Below are 14,618 nucleotides of genomic sequence, written 5' to 3' on the forward strand. Positions count from 1 at the left end.
TGACCTTCTCATTCGCCGAATGAAAGGACCGCTCATGCGCACGTTTCGTGATGCAAAAGCGATGGCTAGGTGCCTACGCGCGGAAATGGTCCGCAGGCAGATGGCTCTCTCTCATGCGGAATGTCTCGAGATCGTCGCCGCCCAGTTTGGCGCGGCGGATTGGAACGTCCTGGCTGCAAAAATCGGCGCCGAGACCTCGGACAAGCCCGATGTTGGACGGGCCGTAACGTTCGATCCCGCGATACCCATCCTGCGGATCTTTGACGTCAAGAAGGCGAAGGAATTCTACCTTGATTTCCTGGGTTTTGCGCTCGCGTGGGAGCATCGTTTCGAGGAGGACCTGCCGCTCTATGCTGAAGTCTCGCGCTCCGGCTTGACGCTCCATTTGAGCGAACACCATGGCGATGCCAGCCCGGGTGCCACGATATTCGTCCCCATGGGCGGCATCGACGCTTTTCGGCAGGAGTTGCTCGCCAAGAATTACAGCTATGCTCGGCCAGGCATCGAGAACGTGCCATGGGGCCGCGTGATGCAGATTGCGGACCCCTTCGGCAACCGGCTGAGATTCTGCGAAAGGAAGCCCTGAGGGTCTCTCGAAGCCGCCCAGCGACCGAAAAATCGCAGCGCTGTGTCGGCGCCGGGCATACTCGTTCGTCCTTTGATCGATGAGGGATGTTCCCATGCTCTACGCGGTTCTTTGTTACAATTCCGAGGAGACGGTCTTTTCCTGGTCCAAGGACGAGGAAGAGGCCGTCATGAGCAAGCTGATTGCCGCCCAGGAGAAGATGGCCAAGGCCGGCAGGCTGGGCCCGGTCGCCCGCCTGATGCCGACCACAACCGCGACCACCCTGCGCAAGGACCGCGAGCCCCCTTTGGTGATCGACGGGCCGTTCGCCGAAACCAAGGAGCAGTTGCTCGGCTTCTACGTGGTCGATTGCGAGTCCCTGGAAGAGGCGCTGGATTTCGCCAAGGAGCTCGGTAAGGCCAATCCCGGCGGGTCCTATGAGATCCGGCCGATGGCCCTGCTGCTGCCGGGAACGCTCAAGCAATGAACGATATCGCCTGGATCGACGCGGCGCTCACCTCCGCGCGTCCCCGGGCGGTCAGCGCCTTGCTGCGCTATTTCCGCGACCTCGACAGCGCCGAGGAAGCCTTCCAGAACGCCTGCCTGAAGGCGCTCGATACCTGGCCGCGCAACGGGCCGCCGCGCGATCCGGCCGCCTGGCTCATCATGGTCGGGCGCAACGTCGGCATCGATGCTGCGCGGCGCCAGGCCAAGAGCCACCCTCTGCCTGACGATGACAGTCTCTCCGATCTCAGCGACGCCGAAAGCGCGATCGCCGACCGGCTGGATGAATCGCACTACCGCGATGACATCCTCCGCCTGCTCTTCATCTGCTGCCATCCCGAGCTGCCGGAGACACAGCAGATCGCGCTCGCCTTGCGCATCGTCTCCGGCCTGACGGTGCCGCAGATCGCGCGCGCCTTCCTGGTCGGCGACAGCGCCATGGAACAGCGCATCACCCGGGCCAAGGCCCGCATCGCCAAGGCCGACGTGCCGTTCGAGACACCCGGCGCGCCGGATCGCGCGGAGCGGCTCGGCGTTGTCGCGCGCATGATCTACCTGGTCTTCAACGAAGGCTATTCGGCGACCGGCGGCGAGCTCCCCTTACGCGCGCCCTTGTGCGACGAAGCGATCCGCCTTGCGCGCCTGCTGCTGCGGCTGTTCCAGACCGAGCCGGAGATCATGGGGCTGCTCGCTCTGATGCTGTTGCAGCATGCGCGCTCTGCCGCCCGGTTCGATCAAAACGGCAGCATCATCCTGCTGGAGGACCAGGATCGCACCCTGTGGAACCAGCCGATGATCGCGGAAGGACTGGCGCTGATCGACAAGGCGATGCGCCACCGCCGTCCCGGGCCCTACCAGGTGCAGGCCGCCATCGCCGCGCTCCATGCCCGCGCAAAACGGCCGGAAGACACCGATTGGGCAGAGATCGACCTGCTCTACGCCACGCTCGAGCGCCTGATGCCATCGCCGGTGGTCACGCTCAATCGCGCAGTCGCCATCTCGAAGCTGAAAGGACCGCAAGCGGCCCTCACCATGATCGAGCCGTTGGCCAAGGACCTGTCGGGTTATTTCTATTTCTTCGGCGTCAAGGGCGCGATGCTGCAGCAGTTGGGCCGCAATGAGGAGGCGCGGGTCGCCTTCGACCGCGCCATCGCGCTCGCCAACAATGCGGCGGAAGCGGCCCATATCCGCGCCCACCTGGACCGGCTGCAGAAAGACAGCGCGTCGGCCGCCAAAAAAGTTTGAGGGGCTTGTCGGACAGCGCCCGGCTGGTTCGTCCTAGGGATGAGAGCCAGACAAGAGGAGTTGAAAATGTGTGGAGCCCCCCAGAGCCCTGACGCCGACCGCGAGCTGGTCCTGACCCGCCTGATCGACGCGCCACGGGAAAAGCTGTTCCGCTGCTGGACGGACCCGGAGCTGATGAAGCAGTGGTTCGCGCCGCTGCCTTGGACCGTCACCCATGCCGAGATGGACCTGCGGCCGGGCGGCGCCAGCCTGATCGTCATGAAGAGCCCCGAGGGCCAGGAATTCCCGAATCCGGGCATCATCCTGGAGGTGGTGAAGAACGAGAAGATCGTCTTCACAGACGCCTACACCAAGGCCTGGGAGCCGTCGGCCAAGCCGTTCATGACCGCGATCGTCACGTTCGAGGACGAAGGCGGGAAGACCCGCTACACCGCCCGCGCGCTGCATTGGAATGCGGCGGACCGCAAGACACACGAGGAGATGGGCTTCCACGAGGGCTGGGGCCAGTGTGCCGACCAGCTCGCGGCCCTCGCCGCCAAGATCTAGCTAGGCCCCTAAGCCTGCGAATGCCACGGCGGCCCGCCCCACCTCCGGGCCGGGCTGCCGATGGCCCCCACTCGCTTCGCGGAAGGAAAGAATCATGACCCGCACATCATCGCTCGAAGCCGAGATCAGCAAGGTGATCGAACGCCAGGCCCAGGGGATTCATGACAAGGACGCCAAGGCCGCCGTGTCTCATTACGCGGCGAATGCCGTGATCTTCGATCTGGCGCCGCCGCTCCGGAATGCCAGCACCGGCCCGGCACTCGAACAATCGCTCAATGACTGGTTCGCGACCTGGCAAGGGCCGATCGGCTACGAGACGCGAGACTTCAGCATCACAGCCAATGACGACGTGGCGTTCGGTCACGGCTTTGTCCGCATCACAGGCACCAAGGTCGATGGCGAGCACAATGATCTGTGGGTGCGCCAGAGCCTCGGCTTCAGGAAGATCAACGGCGCCTGGAAGATCGCGCACGACCACACGTCGGTCCCGTTCTACATGGATGGCAGCTACAAGGCCGCCGTCGATCTCAAGCCGTAGGCAGACATCAGGAGGGCCCAACCATGAATGCGATTGTTCAATCTGCCTCTGATGCAAAGGCCGCGCGCTGGACCGGATCCATCATGAGCGGTGTCGTTGTCCTGTTCCTGCTGTTCGATGCCGGCATCAAGTTGGTGCCGTTGGAGATCGTCACGGAAACCTCGGCTCAGCTTGGACTGCCTGCCACTGTCGAATTCGCGCGCCTGTTGGGGATCCTGACGCTCATCGGCGTCGTGCTCTATGTGGCGCCGCAGACCGCTGTCCTGGGTGCGATCCTGCTGACCGGCTACATGGGTGGTGCGATCGCGACTCACGTGCGCGTCGGCAGCCCGCTTTTCAGCCACGTGCTGTTCGGGTTCTACCTGGGCGTCCTGATCTGGGGCGGGCTCTATCTGCGCGATCCGCGCCTGCGCCAGCTCATCCCGTTCCGACGGTAGAAGGGGCGTGCCGCGCATTGGCCCCCACCCGCATGTGATTTCGGAGGCCTCGCCTTAAGTCAAATTTAACTCAATCCGTCAACCATGGCCGGCGGAGGAGATCAGGATGGCCAAGGCCCCGGAAGCCATGGAGAATGCGGGCGAAGCGCTGGCCGTTGTGCCCAGCGACCTCGACGACAAGACTCATGCGGAAATGCTGATGCTGTACACGGAGTGCGCGAATTCCGTGCGCTTCGCGAAGTCGCAGCAATGGACCACCACGGGCGGCGCGCTGGCGATCTTCGTCATCCTGGGGGTGCTCGGCGAGTTCGGCCCGCATTACGGCTTCCTGACCCAGACCATCATCGTGGTCAGCATGATCGTCAGCGGGGCCAGCATCTATTCGCTCGCGATCTATCAGTTCTGGCAGCAGGCGGAACGCGGCAAGCTCACCATGATCAGCGAGCGTTTCTCCAACGTGCTGCGCGATGTGCGCGCCTATCTGCCGCCGCGCGAAGCCAACGTGCATCGCTACATCCTGCTGGTCTTCATGCTGGCGCTCATCCTGATCGCCAACTGGCTCCTGATCCTCTATCTGAAGCCCTATATCCGCTTCAATCCGTAGCGGCGCCGCCTTGACAAAATGCCGGGCGGCGTGCGACCCACGCCCGCCCATGTCTGCTCTGCCCCACCCCGAACGATTGCGCGCGACCCTAATCGGCTTCATCGCCGTTCTGCTGTGGGCGACGCTCGCCTTGTTCACCACGGCGACCGGGCAGGTGCCGCCCTTTCAATTGCTCAGCCTGACCTTCGGCATCGCGTTCGCGGTGTGCCTTGTGCGCTGGCTGTGGCTGGCGCGGCGCGATCCGGCCCGCTTCCGCCGGATCTTCCGGCAGCCCTGGCCGGTCTGGCTGCTCGGTATCGTCGGGCTGTTCGGTTATCACGCGCTCTATTTCACCGCGCTGGACCACGCCCCGCCGGTGGAGGCCAGCCTCATCGCTTATCTCTGGCCGCTGCTGATCGTGCTGCTGTCGGCGCTGCTGCCAGGCGAGCGGCTGCATTGGACGCATCTGCTGGGCGGCGGGATCGGCCTCCTTGGCGCCATCCTGCTGGTGCTGCAGAAGGCCGATGGTGCTGTCGCGTTCGACGCGCAATACGTCATCGGCTATCTGGCGGCCCTGGGCTGCGCCTTCACCTGGTCGATCTATTCGGTCATGAGCCGCCGCTTCGGCCGGGCGCCCACGGATCTGGTTGGCGCCTTCTGCGGCGCGACCGCGCTGCTCGGCGTCATCGCCCATGGCGTGTTGGGAGAGCCGACGATCTGGCCCGCCGATGCCTGGGAATGGGCCGCCATCGTGGCGCTGGGATTGGGGCCAGTCGGTCTCGCCTTCTTCGTGTGGGACTACGGCGTGAAGCGCGGCGACATCAAGGCGCTCGGCGCCTGCTCCTACGCTTCACCGCTGCTCTCCACCATCCTGCTGATCCTCGCCGGCAAGGCGGAGGCGACGATGACCGTCATCCTCGCCTGCCTGCTGATCATCGGCGGCGCGGTCATCGCCTCGCGCGATCTGTGGATGCGCCGCGCGACACCTAGTCGTGGGGCAGCGTCTTTTTGAGTGAGGCGCGCTCTGAGAACGTCTTGTGCCAGGCCGCGAGCTTCGGGTGATCCTTGCGCCAATCCTCGTTCTTGAAGCGGAAATCGAGATAGTCGAGCGCGATCGCGACGGTCATCGTGCCGATGTCGAGCTGCGGCCCAAGATGGTCCGCTTCCAGAGCGGCCAAGCCCTGCGTCACTTTGAGTTTCTGCCGATTGTCCCAATCGGGGAAGCGGAAGTTCTCCGGCCGCTTGCTCTCCATCAGGCGTAGCACGGCTGCATCGCACATGCCATCGGCGAGGGCCTGCCGCCTGAGCGCGGTCCAGCGCGCCGGCCCTGACGGCGGAAAGAACGTTGCGCCCGCCTGTGTGTCGAGATACTCGCAGATGACGCGCGAATCATAGAGCGACGTTCCGTCATCGAGCTCGAGCGCCGGCACTTTCTGAAGCGGATTGTTGCGGCCCAGATCGGGATCCGCGGTGACGGTCTTCACCAGCTCGATCTTGTCGATCTGGTGGGTCTCGATCGCAACGACATGCACCTTGCGCACGAACGGCGAAGTGGTGGAATAGCGGAGTTTCATCATATGGCTCCTGGTCGCGAGGGGTGCAGCTAAAACCGATCCTTGGCGCCGCGGATGGCGCCGAAGGCGGTGGCGGGGTCGCGCGCCAGCCCGCCGAACTTCTCGAGCAGGCGCGGCTGATCGGCGCGCAGAAATGGATTGCAGAACTTCTCGATGCCAAGGTTGGAGGGGATGGTCTTCTCCCCTTGCCCGCGCGCATGCTTCACCGCTTCCGCGAACTCGACGAGATCGCGATTCTCCGGCTCTACCGTCAGCGCGAAACGGCAATTGCTCTCGGTATATTCGTGGCCGCAATAGATCCAGGTGTCGTCGGGCAGGTCGCGCAATTTGCAGAGTGAATTCCACATCTGTTGCGAGGTTCCTTCGAAGGTCCGACCGCAGCCGATCGAGAACAAGGTGTCGCCGCAGAACACCGCCTTGCTGTCCGCGAAATAGAAGGCGATGTGACCGCGCGTATGGCCGGGGATGAACAGGATATCCGCGTGGTGTCCGGCGAAGTCGAAGCCGCTCTCCTCGTCCACCGCCTGGTCGATGCCCGGAATGCGGTCGCGATCATACGCCGGGCCGACGACCCTGGCGCCGGTCGCCTGCTTGATGCCAAGATTGCCGTCGGTATGATCCCAATGATGGTGCGTGTTGATGATATGGCTGATGCGCCAGCCGCGCTCTTCAGCCGCGCGCAGCATGGGCTCAGCCACGGAGGGATCGACTGCCGCTGTCTGGCCGGTCGCGGCGTCGCGGACCAGATAGCCGTAATTGTCCCTCAGCAGCGGAATGACGGCGATGTCGAGCTCGGCCATGATTTCTCCCAGAAACTCAGGCGAAATTCCGGCATCCACGATAGCAGGCGATATGCCATAATCAACGCGCCTCGCGTTAGGGACATTGGCACCGAATGTGGCAGGACGTCGGCGACCTGAAGCACTTCTATGACCGTGAGATCGGCCATACGGCCCGCCACCTGCTGCGCCTCCGGATCCGCGCCCTGTGGCCGGATCTGACGAGCCAGCGCCTGCTCGGCATCGGTTATGCAACGCCGTATCTGCGCCAGTTCTTGGGGGAAGCGGAGCGCATTGGCGCCGTCATGCCGGCGGCCCAGGGGGTCATGCCGTGGCCGCGCGACGGCGCAGGCATGACGATCCTCGCGGACGAGACCGAGCTGCCGTTCCCGGACAACTCCATCGACCGCGTGCTGCTGGTTCATGCGCTGGAATCGAGCGAGCATCCCGGCGACATGCTGCAGGAGTGCTGGCGCGTGCTGGCCGGCGGCGGCCGGCTGATGGTGGCGGTGCCGAACCGGCGCAGCCCCTGGTCGCACCTGGAGCGCACGCCCTTCGGCCACGGCCAGCCCTTCACCCAGACGCAAGTGACGCGCCTGCTGCGCAGCAACGGTTTCACGCCCCTGCAGAGCGGGCGCGCCCTGCTGTTCATGCCCTTCTCCTGGCGCACCTGGCTCAAGGCCGCGCCGGGGTGGGAGCGCATCGGCCGCCGCTGGTTCAACACCTTCGCCGGCGTGATCGTCATCGAAGCGATGAAGCAGCTATACGGCTCCACGCCGATCAAGGCGGTGAAGCGGCGCGTGCGATTCAGCACCCCCCTCGGCATCCCCGCGCCGGCGACGCGCAATGTTCCCGATTCCGAGGTGCCAATCTGAGCGTGAGCGATCAGGTCCAGACCTTCCTCGAGTGCGTCGTTGGTCGCAATCTTATCGCGGTAGGCCGAGAAGGGTCTGATTGGGCATTCAAGTTCGAGGATGTGGCGAGCCTGATGACGGAGTGCCCGTGGCGCATTCTCGTTAAAGGTGGCATCAAGGTCTCGAACCTGGATGATGGGCTCAAGTTTGGGTGGCCTGATGCCATCGATGCCCACGAGGCAGTCGTGCATCTGGTCCACGAGAGAGCGTGCATCGCGTTTCCGTCCGCGAAGACACCGGCGATCTGACGCTTAGCTTCGGAGACGATCTTCTGCTGGAAGCGCTGAATATGTCATCCGGCTACGAAGCATGGCAACTCATTCGGGCCGAGGGCGGCACCTCGATCTGTATGGTCGGGGGCGGGCTGGCGATCTTCTGATCTGCCGCCGCAGCGGGATTCGTCGCGGACCTTTGTACTATCAGTATTTTCCTCGATTTCCACCCGCCTGCGCCGAAATCGCCCCTTTGCTTTCCCGCCCTGCCGGACTATCACTGGGCGCCCTTTCCCGGGGCTTCCCGGGTGGCTTTGCAACCAGGATACCCCGGACCTTGAACGATGACCGGCCCTGACCAGCAGCTTGCGGCCCTGCGCGCCGAGATCGACGCGATCGACAGCCAGCTGCACGATCTCTTGATGCGGCGCACCGACCTGGCGGTCCAGGTGGGTGAGGTGAAGGCGCGCGTGCAGCCCTTGGGCGGCACGCCGGCCGACGGGTCCAAGTTCATCCGCCCCGCGCGCGAGGCACTGATCCTGCGCGGGCTGGTGGCACGCCATCGCGGCAAGCTGCCCAAGGCGGTGATCGTGCGCATGTGGCGGGAGATGATCTCCGCCCTGCTGCAGGTCGAAGGGCCTTTTGTCGTGGCGGTCCAGGCGCCGAAGGGCGACACCGCCTTGTGGGACCTGGCGCGCGACCATTATGGCAGCCGGGTCAAGATCACACCGGTGCCCGCCAACACCGACGTGCTCAACGCAGTGGCGCGCGGCAAGGCGACGGTCGGTATCCTGCCCATGCCGCGCCTGGGCGAGCGCAGCCCGTGGTGGCCGCATCTGCTGGCCAGGGGCGAGGCCGTGCCGCACGTGATGGGGCGCCTGCCGTTCGGCGATATCGGCAATGTGCGCGATCCGAAGGCGCAGGCAATGGTCATCGGCCGCGCGCCCAACGAACCGACCGGCGATGACCGCAGCTGGATCGCGCTCAGCCTGAAGGCGTCGCGCTCGCGCCGTGCCGTGCTCGCCGCCGCCAAGGCGCTGCAGCCCGACGCGCACATCTGTCTCGACCACGCGGGCAAGGGGCAGGACTGGCTGCTGGATGTGGCTGGCTTCGCAAAGGAGATCGAAGCGGACATTGCCGCTGCAGCAGCAGCGCTCGGCGCGGAGGCGCGAGTGCTCGGCAGCTACGCGACGCCGCTCCAGGCGGCGGACCTGGCCGATGCCACGGATCACTGAGGAGTTTCGAGGTTGAATGACATGTCGCTGATCGTGCGTCCCGGCATTCTGGACATCGCGGCCTATGTGCCGGGCGATCATTCGCTGCCGGGCGAGGGGCCGATCCATCGCATGGCCTCGAACGAGGGCGCATTGGGCGCCAGCCCCGACGCGGTCGAGGCCTATCGCACACTGGCGGCGGAGCTGCATCGCTATCCCGACGGCGCTACGAAATCGCTGCGCGTCGCGCTCGGCCGCGAACACAATATCGATCCCGAACAGATCGTGTGCGGCGCCGGCTCCGACGATGTGCTGCAGTTGCTGGTGCGCGCGTATGCAGGCCCTGGCGATGACGTGCTCTATTCGCAGCACGGTTTCCTGGTCTACCCAATCGCGGCCAAGGCGGTGGGCGCGACACCGGTCGCCGCGCCGGAGACGGATCTGCGCACGGACGTCGATGCGCTGCTGAAGGCAGTCACGCCCCGCACCCGCATCTGCTTCGTCGCGAACCCGAACAACCCGACCGGCAGCTACGTGACGCACGACGAGCTGAAACGGCTGCGTGCCGGATTGCCCGAGAACGTGCTGCTGGTCATCGACGCGGCCTATGCCGAATATGTCGATGTTCCCGATTACGAGACCGGGCTCGACATGGTGCGGGGCGCCGACAATGTCGTGATGACGCGCACCTTCTCCAAGATCTTCGGCCTGGCAGCACTGCGCCTCGGCTGGGCCTATTGCCCACCAGCGATCGCCGATGTGCTGAACCGGATCCGCGGTCCGTTCAACGTGCCGGCACCGGCGCAGGCCGCCGGCGTGGCGGCGCTGGCCGATCGCGGACACTTGGCGAAGGCGAAGGCGCACAATGATTACTGGCTGCCCTGGTTCACGCAGCGTATGCGTGCGCTCGGCTTGCATCCTTATCCCAGCGTGGCCAATTTCGTGCTGGTGAAATTCCCCGCCGATCCGAAGCTGAATGCCGAGGCGGCGCTGAAATTCCTGAACGCGCAGCGCATCCTGCCGCGGCGCGTCGCGGCCTATGGCCTGCCGGATTGCCTGCGCATCACCATCGCGGAGGAAAGCGCGGTCAAGGCCTGCGCCGACGCGCTCGAGGCCTTCGTGAAAGGGGCGGCGACGCAATGAGTGACGTATTGTTCAATAGGCTCGCGATCATTGGCATCGGCCTTATCGGCTCCTCGATCGCGCAGGCTGCGCGCAAGCACAAGCTTGTGAAGCACATCGCCATCGCCGATTCATCCGAAGAGGCGCGCAAAGTCGCTGCCGAGCTGAAGCTCGGCCAGTCCTACCACGCCGAGCCCGGCGAGGCGGTGAAGGATGCCGACGTCACTCTGGTCTGCGTGCCGATCGGCGCCTATGCGGATGTCGGCCAGGCGATCGCGCCGCATCTCAAGCCCGGCAGCATCGTGAGCGACGTCGGCTCGGTGAAACAGGCGGTCCTGCGCGACCTCGGCCCCCTGGTGCCGGACCATGTGCATTTCATACCCGGCCATCCGATCGCCGGCACGGAGCATTCGGGGCCGGCCGCCGGGTTCGCCGAATTGTTCGAGGGCCGCTGGACCATCCTGACGCCGCTGCCCGGCTGGGACGAAGAAGCCGCCGACAAGCTCGGACACTTTTGGACCCGCATGGGCGCGATGGTCGAGACCATGGAGCCGATTCACCACGACCAGGTGCTCGCCATCACCTCCCACCTGCCGCATCTCATCGCCTATACCATCGTCGGCACCGCGACCGGTCTCGAGGAACATACCCAGCGCGAGGTGATCAAGTTCTCCGCCTCGGGCTTCCGCGACTTCACGCGCATCGCCGCTTCGAACCCGATCATGTGGCGCGACATCTTCCTCAACAACCGCGAGGCGGTGCTCGAAATGCTGGGCCGCTTCAATGAGGACCTGACCGCCCTGCAGCGCGCCATCCGCTGGGGCGAGGGCGAGAAGCTCGAAGACTGGTTCACCCGCACCCGCACCATCCGCCGCTCCATCATCGATGCAAAACAGGCATAACTTTGGGCAAGCGTAAGACCTGCGCCAGCATGGATGAGGTGCGCGCCGAGATCGACGCGCTCGACCGCAAGCTCGTCGCGCTGCTCGCCGACCGCCTGCACTACATCGACGAAGCCGCGCGCCTGAAGCAGAGCCGCGACCAGGTGCGCGACGAGGCGCGGATCGCAGATGTGCTGCAGAAGGTGAGGGCGGAGGCCGATCGCCTCGGGGCAGACTCGGAGGTTATCGCTAAAGCGTACGCCTCTCTGATCGAGGCCTCGATCGATCACGAATTCGTCGCGTTCGATCGGTTGCGAAGCCGTAGCTAGTCCGTCCGGTTCGCCGCGTTCGGGGTGCGCGGCAGCTCTTCCGATGTCTTCAGGCTGGCGCGGTATTCCGGCGGCGTCTCGAACTCCGCCGCGCCGCGCATCTCCTCGGCCGGGCGCATGAAGCCGGAGCGGTCGCTGTAGTCCGGATACCAGCGTTCCTCGTGCTGCGAATCCTGGCTGAGCGCCCGCGCGCAGGCAATGTCCAGCGCCGTCACCATCGCCACCGAGCCGATCGCCAGGGCGACGGCTTCCCGCCGCCGGCTGCTCCCCATCGCCGCGCCAAGCGTCGCGAGGTCCAGCACGTCGCCGGCGACCCGCGCCCACATCCAGGGCGCGCGCCGGTCGTTCATCAGGAGGCCGATGCCGGTCCCGATCTCGCGCAGGCCATAGGCCTGCAGCAACCGCTCCTGTCCTTCGATATCAAGGGCGCGGGCCAGCTTGCGCGGTGCCAACAGCTCCGCGGCGCCGAGGGCAATGCTGAACAGGCCCAGCCCCTGCGCCATGATCTCCGCCGTGCCGCGCGAACCGGCGTGGCGGACCGGTTCGATGGCCTTAGTCATCATGGCCGCACCTTCGCGTGCCCGTTGCCGGTGTGATGCGCATGTCCGTCGGGCTTCATCACGACCTTGATGCAGCCGTCCCTCTTGTGGCGGAAGGTCTCGTACATTTCCGGTCCGTCCGCCAGTGCGACCGTGTGAGTGATGACAAAGCTGGGGTCGATCTGCCCCTCCTCGATGCGGCGCAGGAGATCGTCCGCCCAGCGATTCACGTGGGTCTGGCCAGTGCGGATGGTGAGGCCCTTGTTCATCACCGCGCCGAAGGGGATCTTGTCGAGCAGCCCGCCATAGACGCCGGGAACCGAGACGACGCCCGCCGGCCGGCAAGCCATGAACATCTCGCGCAGCACATGCGGCCGGTCGGTCTCCAGCATTACCGCCTGCTTGGCGCGGTCCATCATGCTGTCGATGCTGCCTGTTACGTGCGCTTCCAGCCCGACCGCATCGATGCACTTGTCGGGCCCCTTGCCGTTGGTGAGGTCGTTCAGCCGCGCCAGCACCTTCTCGTCCTCGAAATTGATCGCGACATCGGCGCCGCCGGCCAGCGCCATCGTCAGGCGCTCCGGCAGCCGGTCGATGACGATGACCTTCCTGGCGCCCAGCAGCACGGCGCTGCGCACGCAAAACTGCCCGACCGGCCCCGCACCCCAGATCGCCACGACGTCGGTCGGCTGGATGTCGCATTGCACCACCGCCTGCCAGCCGGTCGGGAAGATGTCGCCCAGAAACAGTACCTGCTCGTCCGTCAGCGTGCCGGGCACCTGGACCGGCGCCACATCGGCATAGGGCACGCGCACATATTCCGCCTGGCCACCGGCATAGCCGCCGGTCAGGTGCGTATAGCCGAACAAGCCGGCAGTGCCGTGGCCGAACATCTTGTCCGCAAGCTCCTTGTTGCGGTTGGTCGTTTCGCAGACCGAGAAATAGCCACGGCGGCATTGCTCGCACTCGCCGCAGCAGATCGTGAAGGGCACCACGACCCGGTCGCCGACCTTGAGTTTCTTGTTGCCGCGCCCAACCTCGACCACCTCGCCCATGAATTCATGGCCGATCACGTCGCCCTTTTTCATGCCCGGCACGAACCCGTCATAGAGGTGAAGGTCGGAGCCGCAGATGGCGCAGGACGTCACCTTCACGATCGCGTCGCGCTCATGCTCGATCCTGGGGTCGGGCACTTCCTCATACTGAATGTCGCCCTTCCCCTCCCAGCACAGCGCTTTCATGTCCTGCTCCGTCAATGTAGATGGTCCTTCCAGTAAAGAGCGACCGGCCCTTCGCGTTCCGCGCAACGCACGCGCACCTCTCTTGTTCTCAGGCAACAGTTGAGGAGGTCGGCAACGCAAACCGGCAAGCGCGGCAGCGACAACGCGAAGTCGTCCAATCACGACGGCGGCGATGCCATCCGCAAGGCTCAAAGATGGAGCGGCGGTTCGAAGGGCTCGAAGGGCGGCGTCACCAAACGGGACAAGCGCAACCCGAATTCCAGCAGCAAGACCTGATCAGCAGCGAAGTCACGTGCCGAACATGTGCACTCCCAGCACCAGCCGGCGCCCCTTGGTGACCGGCAATACCTCGTGCAGCAAGCTTGCGGACCACACGATGGCGGTGCCGCGCTCGACCGCATAGAGTTGCTCGCCATATTCGCGAAAGCGCAGTTCGCCGCCTTCGTACTCCCCGGCATTGAGGTTGATGGTCATGGTGAAGCGGCGGTGGGCATTGGCCGGCGTTGAATTGTCGCGGTGCGGGTGGAGGAAGGCGCCGTCGCGCGCCTGGTAGCCGGCGATGCGGTAGCCTTCGCGTTTCAGGCCCTTGGCCTGGAATGCCTTGTTGATCTCGGGCAGCAGGCGCCGGCGCAAGCGTGCGTCGATGAAGCGCTGCAGATTTTGGTCCTGCACGATGTATTCGACCGCCCTGCCGTAGATGCCGTCGTGCACGACCTTGTAGTCGCCGCCCTCGACGCCCGTGCCGGCATTGGCGAAACCGTCGGTCGAGTACTCCGGCACGTCCCGGCTCCAGATCCGGGCCAGGAAGCTGCAGTCGATGGGACTCAGCATGCGCGGCAAGACCAGGACCGGTGGGTGCGATTGCAGGCGCGTGGCAGGGCGCTTCGCCGCAAGCCCGTCGAGGGTCGCGATGGCCTCGGGCACCAGCGCTCCGGGTTCCATTCGATCGAGCATGGACGCGACGCGATGGCCGGCATCGAGGATGAACAGGGTCGCGGCGGGGGCCGCCGGATAAGGATCGACGCCGTAGCCCTTGAAGATGCCGGCCCTCGTGTCGGCAAGGATCGCGAAGGGCAGCGATAGCTGGCGACAGGCTTCTGCGTTCGCTTCGGTCCCGTCCCGGCTGATGACAAACACCGTGGCCTGCAGCGCCGTCAGGCGATCGAAAGCGGCACGAAAGCCCTGCAACGATGCGGCCGCTTGCTCCAGTGACGGACAGAACAGCAGCAGGATCGGCTTGCCGGCGACCAGATCGGCATTGGTCGAGACCGGCTTGCCATCCTGATCGGGCGCGTGCACGAAGGGCGCTGCATCGCCCACGTCGAGCAGGCGCACAGCCGGCGGCACTGGCGGCACATCGGCCGCCGACTCAGGTGCAACAACGGTCACGAAAAC

General features: G+C 65.2%; 19 protein-coding genes. 14 read left to right on the top strand and 5 right to left on the bottom strand.

All coding sequences use genetic code 11. From position 1 onward, the window contains the following. The first annotated feature begins 34 nt into the window (after window positions 1-34). The 8 genes from DTX69_RS20785 to yddG all read left to right on the top strand — a co-directional run bounded on the left by DTX69_RS20785 (window position 35) and on the right by yddG (window position 5,430). On the top strand, window positions 35-586 hold the full coding sequence (locus DTX69_RS20785; protein ID WP_119303592.1) for a glyoxalase superfamily protein: 552 nt from the start codon (window positions 35-37) through the stop codon (window positions 584-586). A 94-nt stretch (window positions 587-680) separates the two neighbouring features. Beyond that, a complete protein-coding gene (locus tag DTX69_RS20790) occupies window positions 681-1,052 on the top strand; it encodes a YciI family protein (RefSeq protein ID WP_119303483.1) in 372 nt (123 codons plus the stop codon). Next, window positions 1,049-2,314 (top strand): RNA polymerase sigma factor, encoded by a 1,266-nt coding sequence (locus DTX69_RS20795; protein WP_119303484.1) that lies wholly within the window; start codon window positions 1,049-1,051, stop codon window positions 2,312-2,314. Before DTX69_RS20790 ends, DTX69_RS20795 begins: the two co-directional genes overlap by 4 nt. A 66-nt stretch (window positions 2,315-2,380) precedes the next feature. Continuing rightward, on the top strand, window positions 2,381-2,860 hold the full coding sequence (locus tag DTX69_RS20800; protein WP_119303485.1) for an SRPBCC family protein: 480 nt from the start codon (window positions 2,381-2,383) through the stop codon (window positions 2,858-2,860). 94 nt (window positions 2,861-2,954) lie between these two features. Beyond that, window positions 2,955-3,398 carry a YybH family protein gene (locus DTX69_RS20805; RefSeq protein WP_119303486.1) on the top strand — a complete coding sequence of 148 codons (444 nt, stop codon included), beginning with the start codon at window positions 2,955-2,957 and terminating at the stop codon, window positions 3,396-3,398. A 23-nt stretch (window positions 3,399-3,421) separates the two neighbouring features. Further along, the gene (locus DTX69_RS20810; RefSeq protein WP_119303487.1) at window positions 3,422-3,835 is read left to right on the top strand and encodes a DoxX family protein; all 414 of its coding nucleotides are present in this window, start codon (window positions 3,422-3,424) and stop codon (window positions 3,833-3,835) included. A gap of 106 nt (window positions 3,836-3,941) precedes the next feature. Further along, window positions 3,942-4,439 carry a hypothetical protein gene (locus DTX69_RS20815; protein WP_119303488.1) on the top strand — a complete coding sequence of 166 codons (498 nt, stop codon included), beginning with the start codon at window positions 3,942-3,944 and terminating at the stop codon, window positions 4,437-4,439. A gap of 49 nt (window positions 4,440-4,488) precedes the next feature. Further along, window positions 4,489-5,430 carry an aromatic amino acid exporter YddG gene (gene yddG / locus DTX69_RS20820; protein WP_119303489.1) on the top strand — a complete coding sequence of 314 codons (942 nt, stop codon included), beginning with the start codon at window positions 4,489-4,491 and terminating at the stop codon, window positions 5,428-5,430. Here yddG and DTX69_RS20825 read toward each other — a convergent pair. Both DTX69_RS20825 and gloB read right to left on the bottom strand, forming a co-directional pair. Then, window positions 5,405-5,992, bottom strand: a complete 588-nt coding sequence (locus DTX69_RS20825; RefSeq protein ID WP_119303593.1) for a glutathione S-transferase — start codon at window positions 5,990-5,992, stop codon at window positions 5,405-5,407. The two genes, yddG and DTX69_RS20825, sit on opposite strands and share 26 nt — an antisense overlap. A gap of 29 nt (window positions 5,993-6,021) precedes the next feature. Then, a complete protein-coding gene (gene gloB / locus DTX69_RS20830; RefSeq protein WP_119303490.1) occupies window positions 6,022-6,792 on the bottom strand; it encodes a hydroxyacylglutathione hydrolase in 771 nt (256 codons plus the stop codon). A gap of 95 nt (window positions 6,793-6,887) precedes the next feature. On the opposite strand from gloB, the gene DTX69_RS20835 reads away from it, so the two are divergent. From DTX69_RS20835 to DTX69_RS20860, 6 genes are all read left to right on the top strand, one after another. Further along, window positions 6,888-7,646 carry a class I SAM-dependent methyltransferase gene (locus DTX69_RS20835; protein WP_119303491.1) on the top strand — a complete coding sequence of 253 codons (759 nt, stop codon included), beginning with the start codon at window positions 6,888-6,890 and terminating at the stop codon, window positions 7,644-7,646. 247 nt (window positions 7,647-7,893) lie between these two features. After that, window positions 7,894-8,064: a DUF6188 family protein gene (locus DTX69_RS30280; protein ID WP_162917406.1), complete on the top strand. Its 171-nt coding sequence runs from the start codon at window positions 7,894-7,896 to the stop codon at window positions 8,062-8,064. A gap of 177 nt (window positions 8,065-8,241) precedes the next feature. Continuing rightward, complete coding sequence (locus tag DTX69_RS20845; protein ID WP_119303493.1) at window positions 8,242-9,132, top strand: chorismate mutase; 891 nt, start codon at window positions 8,242-8,244, stop codon at window positions 9,130-9,132. 21 nt (window positions 9,133-9,153) lie between these two features. Next, window positions 9,154-10,254, top strand: a complete 1,101-nt coding sequence (locus tag DTX69_RS20850) for a pyridoxal phosphate-dependent aminotransferase (RefSeq protein ID WP_119303494.1) — start codon at window positions 9,154-9,156, stop codon at window positions 10,252-10,254. Beyond that, complete coding sequence (locus DTX69_RS20855; RefSeq protein ID WP_119303495.1) at window positions 10,251-11,135, top strand: prephenate/arogenate dehydrogenase family protein; 885 nt, start codon at window positions 10,251-10,253, stop codon at window positions 11,133-11,135. Before DTX69_RS20850 ends, DTX69_RS20855 begins: the two co-directional genes overlap by 4 nt. A 29-nt stretch (window positions 11,136-11,164) precedes the next feature. Continuing rightward, window positions 11,165-11,443 carry a chorismate mutase gene (locus DTX69_RS20860; protein ID WP_119303595.1) on the top strand — a complete coding sequence of 93 codons (279 nt, stop codon included), beginning with the start codon at window positions 11,165-11,167 and terminating at the stop codon, window positions 11,441-11,443. Here DTX69_RS20860 and DTX69_RS20865 read toward each other — a convergent pair. From DTX69_RS20865 to DTX69_RS20875, 3 genes are all read right to left on the bottom strand, one after another. After that, window positions 11,440-12,006 carry a cyclase dehydrase gene (locus tag DTX69_RS20865; protein WP_162917407.1) on the bottom strand — a complete coding sequence of 189 codons (567 nt, stop codon included), beginning with the start codon at window positions 12,004-12,006 and terminating at the stop codon, window positions 11,440-11,442. The genes DTX69_RS20860 and DTX69_RS20865 overlap by 4 nt on opposite strands. Beyond that, window positions 12,003-13,223 (bottom strand): zinc-dependent alcohol dehydrogenase, encoded by a 1,221-nt coding sequence (locus DTX69_RS20870; protein ID WP_119303497.1) that lies wholly within the window; start codon window positions 13,221-13,223, stop codon window positions 12,003-12,005. Before DTX69_RS20870 ends, DTX69_RS20865 begins: the two co-directional genes overlap by 4 nt. A 288-nt stretch (window positions 13,224-13,511) precedes the next feature. Next, on the bottom strand, window positions 13,512-14,612 hold the full coding sequence (locus DTX69_RS20875; RefSeq protein WP_162917409.1) for a redoxin domain-containing protein: 1,101 nt from the start codon (window positions 14,610-14,612) through the stop codon (window positions 13,512-13,514). Between the last annotated feature and the right edge of the window lie 6 nt (window positions 14,613-14,618).

It is taken from the genome of Dongia deserti (assembly GCF_003574735.1).
In the GTDB taxonomy this organism is placed as follows: Bacteria; Pseudomonadota; Alphaproteobacteria; order Dongiales; family Dongiaceae; genus Dongia_A; species Dongia_A deserti.